This is a genomic window from Streptomyces sp. NBC_00457, assembly GCF_036014015.1.
In the GTDB taxonomy this organism is placed as follows: Bacteria; Actinomycetota; Actinomycetes; order Streptomycetales; family Streptomycetaceae; genus Streptomyces.
In genome coordinates this window covers 1,770,051-1,784,491 of the sequence record NZ_CP107905.1, presented here as the reverse complement: position 1 = coordinate 1,784,491, position 14,441 = coordinate 1,770,051, and the positions used below count along the sequence as shown (strand labels likewise).

Sequence of the window (14,441 nt, the reverse complement as noted above, 5' to 3'; positions counted from 1 at the left end):
TCCCCAGGTCGACGCAGCATGTGCCGTCCGCGCCCCGGGCAGTGAACGGTGACGGGCACCGGCACCGCGCCGACCGGTGATCCGGAGCGCGGCACCCTCGACAAGGCCACGGACGAGAACTTCCCCGTGGCCCCGTTTTTCCTGCCCAGGGCCTGGCGCGACGACCTCATGGCCGTGTACGGCTTCGCCCGCCTCGTCGACGACATCGGCGACGGCGATCTCGCCCCCGGGGGCGCCGACGCCCGGCTGCTCGGCGTGTCCCCCGCACAGGCCGAGGACCGGTTGCTGATGCTGGACGCCTTCGAGGCCGACCTTCACCGCGTGTTCGATTCGACGCCGCGTCACCCGCTGCTGCGCCGCCTCCAGCCGACCGTCCGGCGCCGCGCGCTGAGCCCGGACCCCTTTCTCGGCCTGATCGCCGCCAACCGCCAGGACCAGCTCGTCTCCCGCTACGAGACCTACGACGACCTCGTTGCGTACTGCGAACTGTCCGCCAACCCCGTCGGCCGTCTCGTCCTCGCCGTCACCGGCACCGAGACCCCCGAGCGGGTCAGGCGCTCCGACGCGATCTGCACGGCCCTGCAGATCGTCGAGCACCTCCAGGACGTCGCCGAGGACCTCGGCCGCGACCGCATCTATCTGCCCGCCGCCGACATGAAGCGCTTTCATGTCCAGGAGGCGGATCTCGCCGCGAAAACCACGGGCGCATCGGTGCGCGCCCTGGTTGCATACGAAGCGCAACGCGCCCGCGATCTCCTGAATGAAGGCGCCCCCCTGGTGGGTAGCGTCCACGGCAGGCTGAAGCTGTTGCTCGCAGGGTTCGTGGCGGGGGGAAGGGCGGCAATCCATGCGATTGCCGCCGCCGAATACGACGTACTTCCCGGCCCGCCCAAGCCCGGCAGGATCCAGTTGCTGCGCGAGGCGGGCCTGACTCTGCGAGGAGAGGGGTGATCCGGACCGTGGACTCTCCCACACACGTGTCCGCACCGGTACTCGCCGCCTACAGCTACTGCGAGGCCGTCACCGGACAGCAGGCCCGTAACTTCGCCTACGGCATCAGGCTGCTGCCCACGCACAAGCGGCGCGCGATGTCGGCGCTGTACGCGTTCTCGCGCCGTGTCGACGACATCGGCGACGGCGCGCTGGCACCCGACGTCAAGATCGCCAGACTCGAGGACACCCGGGCGCTGCTGACCCGGATCCGCCAGGACGCGGTCGACGAGGACGACACCGACCCGGTAGCGGTGGCCCTGACCCATGCCGCCGAGCAGTTCTCCATCCCGCTGGGCGGCCTGGACGAACTCATCGACGGCGTGCTGATGGACGTACGCGGCGAGACCTACGAGACCTGGGACGACCTGAAGGTGTACTGCCGCTGTGTGGCGGGTGCCATCGGGCGGCTCTCGCTCGGGGTGTTCGGTACGGAGCGGGGGGCGCGTGGCGCCGAGCGCGCGCCGGAGTATGCCGACACGCTCGGGCTCGCGCTTCAGCTCACCAACATCCTGCGGGACGTCCGCGAGGACGCCGAGGGCGGGCGCACCTATCTACCCGCCGACGACCTGGCCAAGTTCGGCTGCTCGGCCGGGTTCAGCGGGGCGAAACCGCCGGAGGGCGCCGACTTCGCGGGTCTCGTGCACTTCGAAGTGCGTCGGGCCCGCGCCCTTTTCGCCGAGGGCTACCGGCTGCTCCCCATGCTCGACCGGCGCAGCGGCGCCTGCGTCGCCGCCATGGCCGGCATCTACCGCCGCCTCCTCGACCGCATCGAGCGCGATCCGGAGGCGGTGCTGCGTGGCCGGGTCTCGCTGCCCGGGCGCGAGAAGGCGTACGTCGCCGTGCGCGGCCTGTCCGGCCTGGACGCGCGGCATGTGACCCGGCGGACCGTCAGGAGGCGCGCCTGATGGACAAAAGGGTCCAAGGTGATGCCACCGGCGAAAAGCGGCGGGCAACCCTCCGGTGCCGCCCGGCGTCCCTGACTGCGACGGCCTGCCGTGCACCGTTCAAGCATCGCGGCAGCCGCGCAGGGGGGAGTGCACGATGAGCGAGGAGCCGCTCGCGGACATGCCGAGGCCACGCTCCGGGCGGGATGCCGTCGTGGTCGGTGGTGGGCTCGCCGGGATCACCGCCGCGCTCGCGCTGGCCGACGCCGGAGTGCGCGTCACCCTGCTCGAAGGCCGGCCGCGCCTGGGCGGGCTCGCCTTCTCCTTCCAGCGCGGCGAATTGACGGTCGACAACGGACAGCATGTGTATCTGCGCTGCTGCACCGCCTACCGCTGGTTCCTCGACCGCATCGAGGCAGCGGCGCTGGCGCCGTTGCAGGATCGTCTCGACGTGCCCGTACTCGATGTCGCCAGGCCCGAGGGACGCCGGCTCGGCAGGCTGCGGCGCGACGCGCTGCCCGTGCCCCTGCATCTGGGGCGCAGCCTGGCCACGTATCCGCATCTGTCGCTCGCCGAACGCGCCAAGGTCGGGCGGGCCGCGCTCGCGCTCAAGGGGCTGGACCTCGCCGATCCGACCCTGGACACGCAGGACTTCGGCAGCTGGCTGACCGCGCACGGTCAGTCGGCGCGTGCCGTCGAGGCCCTGTGGGACCTGGTCGGGGTCGCCACCCTCAACGCGGTCGCGGGCGACGCCTCGCTGGGGCTCGCCGCGATGGTGTTCAAGACCGGTCTGCTGTCCGAACCGGGCGCGGCCGACATCGGCTGGGCGCGTGTCCCGCTGGGTGAACTGCATGACCGGCTGGCCCGCAAGGCGCTCGACTCCGCGGGCGTGCGTACCGAGGTCCGTACACGAGTCACCTCCATCTCTACTGACGACAACGGGCGCCTGCGCGTTCAGGTTCCCGGCGAAACGCTTCAGGCCGACGCCGTCGTCCTCGCCGTACCCCACCGCGAAGCGCACGATCTGCTGCCCGCCGGAGCCCTCGACGCACCGGAGCGGCTGCTGGAGATCGGCACCGCGCCGATCCTCAACGTCCATGTCGTGTACGACCGGAAGGTGCTCCACAAGCCCTTCTTCGCGGCCCTCGGCACCCCGGTGCAGTGGGTCTTCGACCGGACCGACGCCTCCGGGCTGAAGCACGGTCAGTACCTGGCGCTGTCGCAGTCGGCGGCGCAGCACGAGATCGACGCACCGGTCGCCGAACTGCGCGAGCGCTATCTGCCCGAACTGGAACGGCTGTTGCCCGGCACCCGGGGTGCCGAGGTGACGGACTTCTTCGTGACCAGGGAGCGCACGGCCACGTTCGCGCCCACCCCCGGCGTCGGGCGGCTGCGGCCCGGCGCCCGTACCAAGGCCCCCGGCCTCTACCTGGCCGGAGCGTGGACCGCCACGGGGTGGCCCGCGACCATGGAGAGTGCGGTCCGCAGTGGTGTGAGTGCGGCGGACGCCGTGCTGAGCGCCCTGGGGCGGCCCCGCCCCCGGCACCTCTTCGAAGTCGAGGAGGCGGCCTGATGCTCCATGAGCGCGCGGCAGGTCCCCGCACCCCCGGTACCGCAACAAGAGGAGAGACTGTGCCCACTGTGCCCCCGGCCCCGACGGCCGATCGAAGGACCGCGGTGGACGTGACCGCGCTCCTGGAGCGCGGCCGGTCCCTGGCCACACCGGTACTGCGGGCGGCGATCGACCGCCTGGCCCCTCCCATGGACACCGTTTCCGCCTACCACTTCGGCTGGATCGACGCCCAGGGCAATCCCGCCGACGGCGATGGCGGCAAGGCCGTACGTCCCGCCCTTGCCGTGCTCTCCGCCGAGGTCACCGGCGCCGCCCCCGAGGCAGGCATCCCCGGAGCGGTCGCCGTCGAACTGGTCCACAACTTCTCCCTGCTGCACGACGACCTGATGGACGGCGACGAACAGCGCCGGCACCGCGACACCGTCTGGAAGGTGCACGGTCCCGCCCAGGCGATCCTGGTCGGCGACGCCCTGTTCGCCCTGGCCAACGAGGTCCTGCTGGAACTCGGCACCGTCGAGGCGGGCCGCGCCACTCGCCGCCTGACGAGCGCGACCCGTGCCCTCATCGACGGCCAGGCGCAGGACATCTCCTACGAGCACCGCGACCGCGTCAGCGTCGAGGAGTGCCTGGAGATGGAGGGCAACAAGACCGGCGCCCTGCTCGCCTGCGCCAGCTCCATCGGCGCCGTGCTCGGCGGCGCGGACGACCGCACCGCCGACACCCTGGAGAAGTACGGCTACCACTTGGGCCTCGCCTTCCAGGCCGTCGACGACCTGCTCGGCATCTGGGGCGACCCGGTCTCCACCGGCAAGCAGACCTGGAGCGACCTGCGCCAGCGCAAGAAGTCCCTGCCGGTCGTCGCCGCGCTCGCGGGGGGCGGACCGGCCTCCGAGCGGCTCGGCGAGCTGCTCGCCGCCGACGCCAAGAGCAGCGATTTCGAGAACTTCTCGGAGGAGGAGTTCGCGGCCCGTGCCGCCCTCATCGAGGAGGCGGGCGGGCGCGAGTGGACCGCCGAAGAGGCCCGCCGCCAGCACACCATCGCCATCGAAGCCCTCGACGCCATCGAGATGCCCGACCGGGTGCGGGCACAGTTCGCGGCGCTCGCCGACTTCGTCGTCGTACGGAAGAGATGATCATTATCGGTCGAACAGCCCTCGCGTAGTCGCCGGCCGGTGCTACGGACGCACGAGCACCGGTCGACGGCGGACCCACAGCAGCACGACTCGTACGACTGCACGAAGGGGAAGCCATGACAGCGACGACCGACGGAAGCACCGGGGCACTGCAGCCCCGGGCAGCCTCGGCCAGCGAAACACAGATCGACACCCCCGTGGCGGCCGGGGCGCACGAGGCCGCCGTACACGCCATCGGGCGTGCCACCGAGTACCTGCTCTCCCGGCAGGACACCCAGGGCTGGTGGAAGGGCGACCTCGAGACGAACGTCACGATGGACGCCGAGGACCTGCTGCTGCGCCAGTTCCTGGGGATCCGCGACGAGGCCACCACCCGTGCCGCCGCCCTGTTCATCCGCGGCGAGCAGCGCGAGGACGGCACCTGGGCCACCTTCTACGGCGGACCCGGCGAACTCTCCACCACCATCGAGGCGTACGTCGCCCTGCGGCTGGCCGGCGACGCGCCGGACGCGCCGCACATGGCGAAGGCCTCGGCCTGGATCCGCGAGCGGGGCGGCATCGCGGCCGCCCGGGTCTTCACCCGGATCTGGCTGGCGCTGTTCGGCTGGTGGAAGTGGGAGGACCTGCCCGAACTCCCGCCGGAACTCATCTACTTCCCGAAGTGGTTCCCGCTCAACATCTACGACTTCGGCTGCTGGGCCCGGCAGACCATCGTCCCGCTGACGATCGTCTCCGCGAAGCGCCCGGTGCGGCCCGCGCCCTTCCCGCTCGACGAACTGCACACCGACCCGCGCAACCCGAACCCGGTCAAGCCGCCGGCTCCCGCAGCGAGTTGGGACGGCGTCTTCGAACGGCTCGACAAGGCGCTGCACCAGTACCGCAAGGTGGCTCCGCGCGGCCTGCGCAGGGCGGCGATGAACTCCGCCGCCCGCTGGATCATCGAGCGGCAGGAGAACGACGGCTGCTGGGGCGGCATCCAGCCGCCCGCCGTGTACTCGGTCATCGCCCTGTACCTGCTCGGCTACGACCTCGAACACCCCGTGATGCGCGAGGGGCTCGCGTCACTGGACCGTTTCACCGTCTGGCGCGAGGACGGGGCTCGGATGATCGAAGCCTGCCAGTCCCCGGTGTGGGACACCTGCCTGGCGGCCATCGCGCTCGCCGACGCTGGGGTCCCCGCCGACCACCCGCAGTTGGTGAAGGCCGCCGACTGGATGCTCGGCGAGCAGATCGTGCGGCCCGGTGACTGGTCGGTCCGCAGACCCCAACTGCCCCCCGGCGGCTGGGCGTTCGAGTTCCACAACGACAACTATCCCGACATCGACGACACCGCCGAGGTCGTCCTCGCGCTGCGCCGGATCCGGCACCACGACCCGGAGCGGGTGGAGAAGGCGATCGGGCGCGGGGTGCGCTGGAACCTCGGGATGCAGTCGAAGAACGGCGCCTGGGGGGCCTTCGACGTCGACAACACCAGCATGTTCCCCAACAAGCTGCCGTTCTGCGACTTCGGCGAGGTCATCGACCCGCCGTCCGCGGACGTCACCGCCCACGTGGTGGAGATGCTCGCGGTCGAGGGCTACGCGCATGACCCGCGTACCCGGCGCGGCATCGAGTGGCTGCTCGCCGAACAGGAGCCGGACGGCTCGTGGTTCGGGCGCTGGGGCGTCAACTACATCTACGGCACCGGGTCCGTGGTACCCGCGCTGACCGCCGCCGGACTGCCCGGCTCGCACCCGGCGATCCGCCGGGCCGTCGCCTGGCTGGAGTCCGTCCAGAACGACGACGGCGGCTGGGGCGAGGACCTGCGCTCCTACCACGATGTGAAGAAGTGGAGCGGCAAGGGCGCCTCCACCGCCTCGCAGACGGCATGGGCGCTGCTGGCGCTGCTCGCGGCCGGCGAGAAGGACTCCAAGGCCGTCGAGCGCGGCATCGAGTGGCTCGCGAGCACACAGCGCGAGGACGGCTCCTGGGACGAGCCGTACTTCACGGGGACCGGCTTCCCGTGGGACTTCTCGATCAACTACCACCTCTACCGGCAGGTCTTCCCGCTCACCGCGCTCGGCCGGTACGTCCACGGAGAACCCTTCTCCAAGGCCGAGGAGGGCTGATGAGCACCCAGCCCGCCCCCGCCCCGCTGCTGATCGCCTGCGCACTCGGCATCGAGCACTTCGCCCTGCGCCTGGGTGATCGCAGTGGCGCGGGCGGGCCGGTCACCGTTCTGCGTACCGGCATGGGGCCCAAGGCGGCGGAGCGGTCCGTCTCCCGGGTGCTGGCCGGCCCGGCGTTCGGCGAGGCCGCCGTGGTCGCGACCGGCTTCTGTGCGGGGCTCGCCCCGGGCATGCACCCCGGCGACCTGGTCGTCGCCGAGGAGACCCGGGACCCGGACGGAACCGTTCCGTGCGTCGGGACCGACCTACTCGTCAAAGAGCTGGTGCGCGCCGCACCCGGCCGCACCGTCCACACCGGTCCGCTCACCGGCTCCGACCATGTCGTACGCGGTCATGAACGGTCCGATCTCCTCGCGACCGGCGCGATCGCGGTCGACATGGAGTCCGCGGCCACGCTCCTGAGCGCCGTACGCACGGGCCCGCGCCCGGTTGCGGCCGTCCGGGTGGTCGTGGACGCTCCAGAACATGAACTCGTCCGGATCGGCACATTGCGCGGAGGAATATCGGCCTTCCGCGTATTGCGTTCCGTTCTTCCTGCTTTTTACGAATGGCACCGTTCCTTGCTGCTCCCCCGGAGGTGAGCCAGATGGCCATGCCGCTGCGCCAGTCCATCAAGGTCGCTACGTACTTGGCTGAACAGAAGCTCCGCAGGCGGGACAAGTTTCCGCTCATCGTCGAGCTGGAACCGCTCTACGCCTGCAATCTCAAGTGCGAGGGCTGCGGCAAGATCCAGCACCCCGCGGGTGTGCTCAAGCAGCGCATGCCGGTTGCCCAAGCTGTGGGAGCGGTGCTCGAGTCCGGTGCCCCCATGGTGTCGATCGCCGGCGGGGAGCCCCTGATGCACCCCAAGATCGATGAGATCGTGCGGCAGTTGGTGGCGAGGAAGAAGTACGTCTTCCTGTGCACCAACGCCATGCTGCTGCGCAAGAAGATGGACAAGTTCAAGCCCTCCCCGTACTTCGCCTTCGCGGTGCACATCGACGGGCTGCGTGAGCGGCACGACGAGTCCGTGGCGAAGGAGGGGGTGTTCGACGAGGCCGTGGAGGCGATCAAGGAGGCCAAGAAGCGCGGCTTCCGGGTCACCACCAACTCGACCTTCTTCAACACCGACACCCCGCAGACCGTCATCGAGGTGCTCAACTACCTCAACGACGACCTCAAGGTCGACGAGATGATGATCTCGCCCGCCTACGCCTACGAGAAGGCCCCCGACCAGGAGCACTTCCTGGGCGTGGAGCAGACCCGCGAGCTGTTCAAGAAGGCCTTCGCCGGCGGCAACCGGCGCAAGTGGCGGCTCAACCACTCCCCGCTCTTCCTGGACTTCCTGGAGGGCAAGGTCGACTTCCCGTGCACCGCCTGGGCGATCCCGAACTACTCCCTCTTCGGCTGGCAGCGCCCCTGCTACCTGATGAGCGACGGGTACGTGACCACATACCGCGAGCTGATCGAGGACACCGACTGGGACAAGTACGGCCGTGGCAAGGACCCGCGCTGCGCCAACTGCATGGCGCACTGCGGCTACGAGCCGACCGCGGTCATGGCCACCATGGGCTCCCTCAAGGAGTCCCTGCGGGCGATGCGCGAAACCGTCGCCGGAAACCGCGACTGACACCATGACCGCCATCTCCTTGGGCGTCCCCGAGGTACCGGTCCGGCCGATCGCGGAGCGCCGTGTCTCACGGCGGATCCAGGTCGGGCCGGTGGCGGTCGGGGGCGGGGCCCCGGTGTCGGTGCAGTCGATGACGACGACGCGTACGTCGGACATCGGCGCAACCTTGCAGCAGATCGCGGAACTGACCGCGTCCGGCTGCCAGATCGTGCGCGTCGCCTGCCCCACGCAGGACGACGCGGACGCCCTCGCGACCATCGCCCGCAAGTCGCAGATCCCGGTGATCGCGGACATCCACTTCCAGCCCAAGTACGTCTTCGCCGCGATCGAGGCCGGCTGCGCGGCCGTACGCGTCAATCCCGGCAACATCAAGCAGTTCGACGACAAGGTGAAGGAGATCGCGGGGGCCGCCAAGGACCACGGCACGCCGATCCGTATCGGCGTCAACGCGGGCTCTCTCGACCGGCGGCTGCTGGAGAAGTACGGCAAGGCCACCCCGGAAGCTCTGGTGGAGAGCGCCTTGTGGGAGGCGTCGCTGTTCGAGGAGCACGGCTTCAGGGACATCAAGATCTCGGTGAAGCACAACGACCCGGTGGTGATGGTCAACGCCTACCGACTGCTGGCCGAACAGTGCGACTATCCACTGCACCTGGGTGTCACCGAGGCCGGTCCCGCCTTCCAGGGGACGATCAAGTCGGCCGTGGCCTTCGGGGCGCTGCTGTCGCGGGGGATCGGTGACACCATCCGCGTGTCCCTGAGCGCTCCGCCCGCCGAGGAGGTCAAGGTCGGCATCCAGATCCTGGAGTCGCTGGGACTCAGGCAGCGGCGCCTGGAGATCGTGTCGTGTCCGTCCTGCGGGCGCGCCCAGGTCGATGTGTACAAGCTGGCCGACGAGGTCACGGCAGGTCTGGAGGGCATGGAAGTGCCCCTGCGGGTGGCCGTGATGGGGTGTGTGGTCAACGGTCCCGGTGAGGCGCGGGAGGCGGACCTGGGGGTCGCCTCCGGCAACGGCAAGGGACAGATCTTCGTCAAGGGCGAGGTCATCAAGACCGTGCCCGAGTCGAAGATCGTGGAGACCCTCATCGACGAGGCGATGAAGATCGCCGAACAGATGGAGCAGGACGGCGTCGCGTCGGGGGAGCCGGCCGTCACCGTGAGCTGAACAGCACGGACCGAAGGGGGCCCGCGAACGTGACGATTCTGGAGAGCATCCGGGGACCACGCGACCTGAAGGCACTGTCCGAGGCGCAACTTGGCGAACTGTCCGACGAGATCAGGGAGTTCCTGGTGCACGCCGTGGCCAGGACCGGCGGTCACCTCGGGCCCAATCTGGGGGTGGTGGAACTCACCGTCGCCCTCCACCGGGTCTTCGAGTCGCCGGTCGACCGCATCGTGTGGGACACCGGCCACCAGAGCTACGTACACAAGTTGCTGACAGGGCGTCAGGATTTTTCCAAGCTGCGCGGCAAGGGGGGCCTCTCCGGCTACCCGTCGCGTGAGGAGTCCGAGCACGACATCGTCGAGAACAGCCACGCCTCCACCGCGCTCGGCTGGGCCGACGGGCTCGCCAAGGCCCGCCAGGTGCAGGGGGAGAAGGGGCATGTCGTCGCGGTGATCGGCGACGGCGCGCTGACCGGCGGCATGGCCTGGGAGGCGCTGAACAACATCGCGGCCGCCAAGAACCGGCCGCTGATCATCGTCGTCAACGACAACGAGCGGTCGTACGCCCCCACCATCGGCGGCCTCGCCAACCACCTCGCCACCCTGCGCACCACCGACAGCTACGAACAGGTCCTGGCCTGGGGCAAGGACGTACTGCAGCGCACGCCCGTCGTCGGCAACACCGTCTACGAGGCACTGCACGGCGCCAAGAAGGGCTTCAAGGACGCGTTCGCGCCGCAGGGCCTGTTCGAGGACCTGGGCCTGAAGTACGTCGGCCCGATCGACGGACATGACATCGGCGCCGTCGAGTCCGCGCTGCGGCGCGCGAAACGCTTCCACGGGCCGGTGCTGGTGCACTGCCTCACCGAGAAGGGGCGCGGCTACGAACCCGCTCTCGCGCACGAGGAGGACCACTTCCACACCGTAGGTGTGATGGACCCGCTCACCTGCGAGCCGCTCGCGCCGTCCAACGGGCCGTCCTGGACCTCGGTGTTCGGCGAGGAGATCGTCAGGATCGGGGAGGAGCGGGAGGACGTCGTGGCGATCACGGCGGCCATGCTGCACCCGGTCGGGCTCGGCAAGTTCGCCGCACGGTTCCCGGACCGGGTCTGGGACGTCGGCATCGCCGAGCAGCACGCGGCGGTGAGCGCGGCCGGGCTCGCGACCGGCGGACTGCACCCCGTCGTCGCCGTCTACGCCACCTTCCTCAACCGCGCCTTCGACCAGCTCCTGATGGACGTCGCCCTGCACCGCTGCGGCGTCACCTTCGTCCTGGACCGGGCCGGCGTGACGGGTGTCGACGGGGCCTCCCACAACGGCATGTGGGACATGTCGATCCTCCAGGTCGTGCCGGGCCTCAGGATCGCCGCGCCGCGCGACGCCGACCAACTGCGGGCCCAGCTGCGCGAGGCGGTCGCGGTGGACGACGCGCCGACCCTCGTACGGTTCCCGAAGGAGTCGGTGGGGCCGTGCGTTCCCGCGGTCGACCGGGTCGGCGGCATCGACGTACTGCACCGCGGAGAGTCCCCGGAGGTCCTGCTGGTCTCCGTCGGCGTCATGGCGCCCGTCTGCCTCCAGGCCGCCGAGCTGCTCGAGGCACGTGGCATCGGCTGCACCGTCGTCGACCCGCGCTGGGTCAAACCCGTCGACCCGGCGCTCCCCGGCCTCGCCGCCGAGCACCGCCTCGTCGCCGTCGTGGAGGACAACAGCCGCGCGTCCGGGGTCGGAGCGGCGGTCGCGCTGGCGCTCGGTGACGCCGATGTCGACGTGCCCGTACGGCGGTTCGGCATCCCGGAGCAGTTCCTCGCACACGCCAAACGCGGCGAGGTGCTCGCCGACATCGGCCTCACGCCCGTCGAGGTCGCCGGACGGATCAGCGCGAGCCTGGCCGTCAAAGAGTCAGCCAAGGAGAAACCCGAATGACCACGGAGTTCGACCTCGGCGCACTGCTGGCCGAGCGCGGAGCCGAGCGCTACGAGCTGCACACCAAGTACCTCAACCACCAGCTCCCGCGCATGCTGCACACCATCGGCTTCGACAAGGTCTACGAGCGGGCCGAGGGCGCGTACTTCTGGGACGCGGACGGCGACGACTACCTCGACATGCTCGCCGGGTTCGGGGTGATGGGCCTGGGCCGCCATCACCCCGTCGTCCGCAAGGCGCTGCACGATGTGCTCGACGCACAGCTCGCCGACCTCACCCGCTTCGACTGCCAGCCGCTGCCCGGGCTGCTGGCCGAGCGGCTGCTCGCGCACAGCCCGCATCTGGACCGGGTGTTCTTCGGCAACAGCGGCACCGAGGCGGTCGAGACCGCGCTGAAGTTCGCCCGCCGCGCCACCGGTAAGCCCCGCGTCCTGTACTGCGAGCACTCCTTCCACGGTCTGACCACCGGCTCCCTGTCCGTCAACGGCGAGGACGGCTTCCGTGACGGCTTCGCCCCGCTGCTGCCCGACACGGCCGTACCGCTCGGTGATCTCGTCGCGCTGGCACGGGAGTTGAAGAAGGGCGACGTCGCCGCCCTGATCGTCGAGCCGATCCAGGGCAAGGGCGTCCTCGAGCCCCCGCCCGGCTATCTGCGCGCCGCCCAGGATCTGCTGCACAAGCACAAGGCGTTGCTGATCGCGGACGAGGTGCAGACCGGGCTCGGCCGGACCGGGGACTTCTACGCCTACCAGCACGAGGACGGCGTCGAACCGGACCTGGTCTGCGTCGCCAAGGCGCTCTCCGGCGGCTATGTGCCGGTGGGCGCCACGCTCGGCAAGGACTGGATCTTCAAGAAGGTCTACTCGTCGATCGACCGTGTGCTGGTGCACTCGGCGAGCTTCGGGTCCAACGCCCAGGCCATGGCGGCGGGGCTGGCCGTCCTGTCCGTCATGGAGAACGAGCAGATCGTCGCGAACGCCCGGGCCACCGGCGACCTGCTCAGGTCCCGGCTCGCGGCCCTGGTCGACAAGTACGAACTGCTCGCCGATGTACGCGGCCGGGGCCTGATGATCGGCATCGAGTTCGGCAGGCCCAGCTCGCTGAAGCTGCGCAGCCGCTGGACCATGCTGCAGGCAGCCCGCAAGGGCCTGTTCGCGCAGATGGTGGTCGTGCCCTTGCTCCAGCGGCACCGGATCCTCACCCAGGTCTCCGGCGACCACCTCGAGGTGATCAAGCTGATCCCGCCGCTGATCGTCGGCGAGCGGGAGGTGGACCGCTTCGTCGAGGCCTTCACGGCCGTGATGGACGACGCCCACAGCGGTGGCGGTCTGATGTGGGACTTCGGGAAGACGCTGGTCAAGCAGGCGGTGGCCAACCGGTAGGAGTTCGGCGCCTTCGCCTGCGACTTTTGTCTGTGGGGCAAGAAATTTGCCCCACAGGCAAGCCTCCGGCTGAATGGAGGGCATGAGCTCTGTCGACCTGCCCGCCGTGGCGCCGCAGCTGAGAGCCCTGCGGCGCCGTGCCGCCCTCACCCTTGAGGCCGCGGCGGGCGCCGCCGGGCTGTCGCCCGCCCATCTCTCCCGGCTGGAGACCGGACAGCGCCAGCCCTCACTGCCGATGCTGCTCGCCCTGGCCCGCATCTACGGTACGACCGTCTCGGAACTGCTAGGCGAGACGGTCGCCGACCGGGACGCCGTCGTACGTGCCGCGGACATGGAACCGACCGCGGCGGGCGGCTGGACGTACCGCCAGGCCGGGGCGCCCGGCCGCGGTATGCAGGCCCTGCGCCTGCACGTGCCGCACGGCTCCCAGGGCGACATCGTGCGGGTGCACCCCGGCGAGGAGTGGCTCTATGTGCTTCAGGGACGGCTGCGGCTGCGCCTCGGGGACACCACGCATCTGCTCGCGCCCGGCGACAGCGCGCACTTCGACTCGCTGACCCCGCATCGGATCGCCGCGGAGGACCGCGACGGGCTCGAGCTGCTGTTCGTCCACACCCTGCTGCAGAGCCCGACGGCCGCACTGTGCCTGGGCCCCGACCCTGGAGTCATGCCATGAGCGACATGGAGGAGAAGTTCCCGCGCGCCCTGTGGGTGCGACTGATCATCTACCTCGTGGTGGGGCACGTGTTCGCGGGCTTCGTCTACCTGCTCTTCGAGCTGGGGGCGAAGCAGTAGCCGTAGGTCCTAGTCGAGGAGGCGCTCGCGCAGCCGCTCGCGGGTCTCGGGGGTGACTCCGAGGCCCTGTTCCAGGTAGGTGTCGACGCCGCCCCAGGTGGACTCGATGGTCTCGAAGGCCGCGGTGAGGTATTCGGCGCGGGCGTCGAAGAGGGGGCTGAGCAGTTCCATGATCTCGGGGGAGTAGGCGGAGGCCGAGCTGCTGCTGCGGTGGACCTTGTAGCGGCGGTGCTTGGCGTTCGACTCCAGGTAGTCCGCCACGATCGCCTCGCGCTCGACGCCCAGGGCGAGCAGCGTCACGGCTATGGAGAGGCCGGCGCGGTCCTTGCCGGCCGCGCAGTGCATCAGGGCGGGGACGCTGTCCTCGGCGAGCGCATGCAGCACGCGGGAGTGCTCGGCGGTGCGCTCCTTGATGATCGTGCGGTACGAGGTGACCATCCGGTGCGCGGCCTTGCCGTCGGCGAGGATCGTGCGCAGCTGGTCGATGTCGCCGTCGCGGACCATCTTCCAGAACTCGGCGCCGTCCGCCGGGTCGGTCAGCGGGAGGTTCACATTCCGCACGCCGGGCAGCTCGACGTCCGGGCCCTCCAGCTTCTGGTCGGCCGCGTTGCGGAAGTCGAAGATCGTGTGCAGGCCGAGCGAGCCGAGGAACGCCGCGTCCTCCTCGGTAGCGTGCGCGAGGTGCCCGCTGCGGTACAGCACGCCGTGGCGCACCCGTCGTCCGTCCACGGTCGGCAGTCCGCCCACGTCACGGAAGTTGCGCACGCGGGCCAGCTCCGGCTCGGTCGACGGGATCTGCTGCGTCACGGGGGCTCCCCTC

At 70.2% G+C, this 14,441-nt stretch carries 14 protein-coding genes; 13 read left to right on the top strand and 1 reads right to left on the bottom strand.

Going from position 1 to position 14,441, the window contains the following annotated elements:
- The first annotated feature begins 48 nt into the window (after positions 1 to 48).
- The 13 genes from hpnC (at position 49) to OG828_RS08235 (ending at position 13,621) form a co-directional block, all read left to right on the top strand.
- On the top strand, positions 49 to 951 hold the full coding sequence (gene hpnC / locus OG828_RS08295; RefSeq protein ID WP_328500664.1) for a squalene synthase HpnC: 903 nt from the start codon (positions 49 to 51) through the stop codon (positions 949 to 951).
- Positions 948 to 1,898 (top strand): presqualene diphosphate synthase HpnD, encoded by a 951-nt coding sequence (hpnD, locus tag OG828_RS08290; protein ID WP_328351861.1) that lies wholly within the window; start codon positions 948 to 950, stop codon positions 1,896 to 1,898. The genes hpnC and hpnD overlap by 4 nt, the downstream gene beginning before the upstream one ends.
- Positions 1,898 to 2,038 (top strand): DUF6380 family protein, encoded by a 141-nt coding sequence (locus tag OG828_RS08285; RefSeq protein WP_328500663.1) that lies wholly within the window; start codon positions 1,898 to 1,900, stop codon positions 2,036 to 2,038. The genes hpnD and OG828_RS08285 overlap by 1 nt, the downstream gene beginning before the upstream one ends.
- Entirely contained in the window at positions 2,035 to 3,450 is a 1,416-nt protein-coding gene (gene hpnE, locus OG828_RS08280; RefSeq protein WP_328500662.1) for a hydroxysqualene dehydroxylase HpnE, read from the top strand. The genes OG828_RS08285 and hpnE overlap by 4 nt, the downstream gene beginning before the upstream one ends.
- A gap of 68 nt (positions 3,451 to 3,518) precedes the next feature.
- Positions 3,519 to 4,583 (top strand): polyprenyl synthetase family protein, encoded by a 1,065-nt coding sequence (locus OG828_RS08275; protein ID WP_328504822.1) that lies wholly within the window; start codon positions 3,519 to 3,521, stop codon positions 4,581 to 4,583.
- A 116-nt stretch (positions 4,584 to 4,699) separates the two neighbouring features.
- Entirely contained in the window at positions 4,700 to 6,691 is a 1,992-nt protein-coding gene (gene shc / locus OG828_RS08270; RefSeq protein WP_328351852.1) for a squalene--hopene cyclase, read from the top strand.
- Positions 6,691 to 7,332, top strand: coding sequence for a phosphorylase family protein (locus tag OG828_RS08265; protein WP_328500661.1), 642 nt, complete (start codon positions 6,691 to 6,693; stop codon positions 7,330 to 7,332). The genes shc and OG828_RS08265 overlap by 1 nt, the downstream gene beginning before the upstream one ends.
- Positions 7,333 to 7,337: 5 nt before the next feature.
- Positions 7,338 to 8,360, top strand: a complete 1,023-nt coding sequence (hpnH, locus tag OG828_RS08260) for an adenosyl-hopene transferase HpnH (RefSeq protein ID WP_328351847.1) — start codon at positions 7,338 to 7,340, stop codon at positions 8,358 to 8,360.
- A gap of 4 nt (positions 8,361 to 8,364) precedes the next feature.
- Entirely contained in the window at positions 8,365 to 9,522 is a 1,158-nt protein-coding gene (gene ispG / locus OG828_RS08255) for a flavodoxin-dependent (E)-4-hydroxy-3-methylbut-2-enyl-diphosphate synthase (protein ID WP_328500660.1), read from the top strand.
- Between the two features lie 29 nt (positions 9,523 to 9,551).
- Positions 9,552 to 11,444 (top strand): 1-deoxy-D-xylulose-5-phosphate synthase, encoded by a 1,893-nt coding sequence (gene dxs / locus OG828_RS08250; protein ID WP_328500659.1) that lies wholly within the window; start codon positions 9,552 to 9,554, stop codon positions 11,442 to 11,444.
- The gene (locus OG828_RS08245) at positions 11,441 to 12,826 is read left to right on the top strand and encodes an aspartate aminotransferase family protein (protein WP_210575396.1); all 1,386 of its coding nucleotides are present in this window, start codon (positions 11,441 to 11,443) and stop codon (positions 12,824 to 12,826) included. Before dxs ends, OG828_RS08245 begins: the two co-directional genes overlap by 4 nt.
- Positions 12,827 to 12,908: 82 nt before the next feature.
- Positions 12,909 to 13,502 (top strand): helix-turn-helix domain-containing protein, encoded by a 594-nt coding sequence (locus OG828_RS08240; protein ID WP_328500658.1) that lies wholly within the window; start codon positions 12,909 to 12,911, stop codon positions 13,500 to 13,502.
- Positions 13,499 to 13,621, top strand: a complete 123-nt coding sequence (locus OG828_RS08235; RefSeq protein ID WP_328500657.1) for a DUF6126 family protein — start codon at positions 13,499 to 13,501, stop codon at positions 13,619 to 13,621. The genes OG828_RS08240 and OG828_RS08235 overlap by 4 nt, the downstream gene beginning before the upstream one ends.
- Before the next feature lie 9 nt (positions 13,622 to 13,630).
- On the opposite strand, the gene OG828_RS08230 is transcribed toward OG828_RS08235, so the two are convergent.
- Positions 13,631 to 14,428: a tyrosine-protein phosphatase gene (locus OG828_RS08230; RefSeq protein WP_328500656.1), complete on the bottom strand. Its 798-nt coding sequence runs from the start codon at positions 14,426 to 14,428 to the stop codon at positions 13,631 to 13,633.
- Positions 14,429 to 14,441 lie beyond the last annotated feature (13 nt).

Bases quoted from the DNA above. Each gene is read 5' to 3' on its own strand.
- OG828_RS08285 (WP_328500663.1), top strand. From the start codon at position 1,898: ATGGACAAAAGGGTCCAAGGTGATGCCACCGGCGAAAAGCGGCGGGCA.
- hpnE (WP_328500662.1), top strand. From the start codon at position 2,035: ATGAGCGAGGAGCCGCTCGCGGACATGCCGAGGCCACGCTCCGGGCGG.
- shc (WP_328351852.1), top strand. From the start codon at position 4,700: ATGACAGCGACGACCGACGGAAGCACCGGGGCACTGCAGCCCCGGGCA.
- OG828_RS08265 (WP_328500661.1), top strand. From the start codon at position 6,691: ATGAGCACCCAGCCCGCCCCCGCCCCGCTGCTGATCGCCTGCGCACTC.
- hpnH (WP_328351847.1), top strand. From the start codon at position 7,338: ATGGCCATGCCGCTGCGCCAGTCCATCAAGGTCGCTACGTACTTGGCT.
- ispG (WP_328500660.1), top strand. From the start codon at position 8,365: ATGACCGCCATCTCCTTGGGCGTCCCCGAGGTACCGGTCCGGCCGATC.
- OG828_RS08245 (WP_210575396.1), top strand. From the start codon at position 11,441: ATGACCACGGAGTTCGACCTCGGCGCACTGCTGGCCGAGCGCGGAGCC.
- OG828_RS08240 (WP_328500658.1), top strand. From the start codon at position 12,909: ATGAGCTCTGTCGACCTGCCCGCCGTGGCGCCGCAGCTGAGAGCCCTG.
- OG828_RS08235 (WP_328500657.1), top strand. From the start codon at position 13,499: ATGAGCGACATGGAGGAGAAGTTCCCGCGCGCCCTGTGGGTGCGACTG.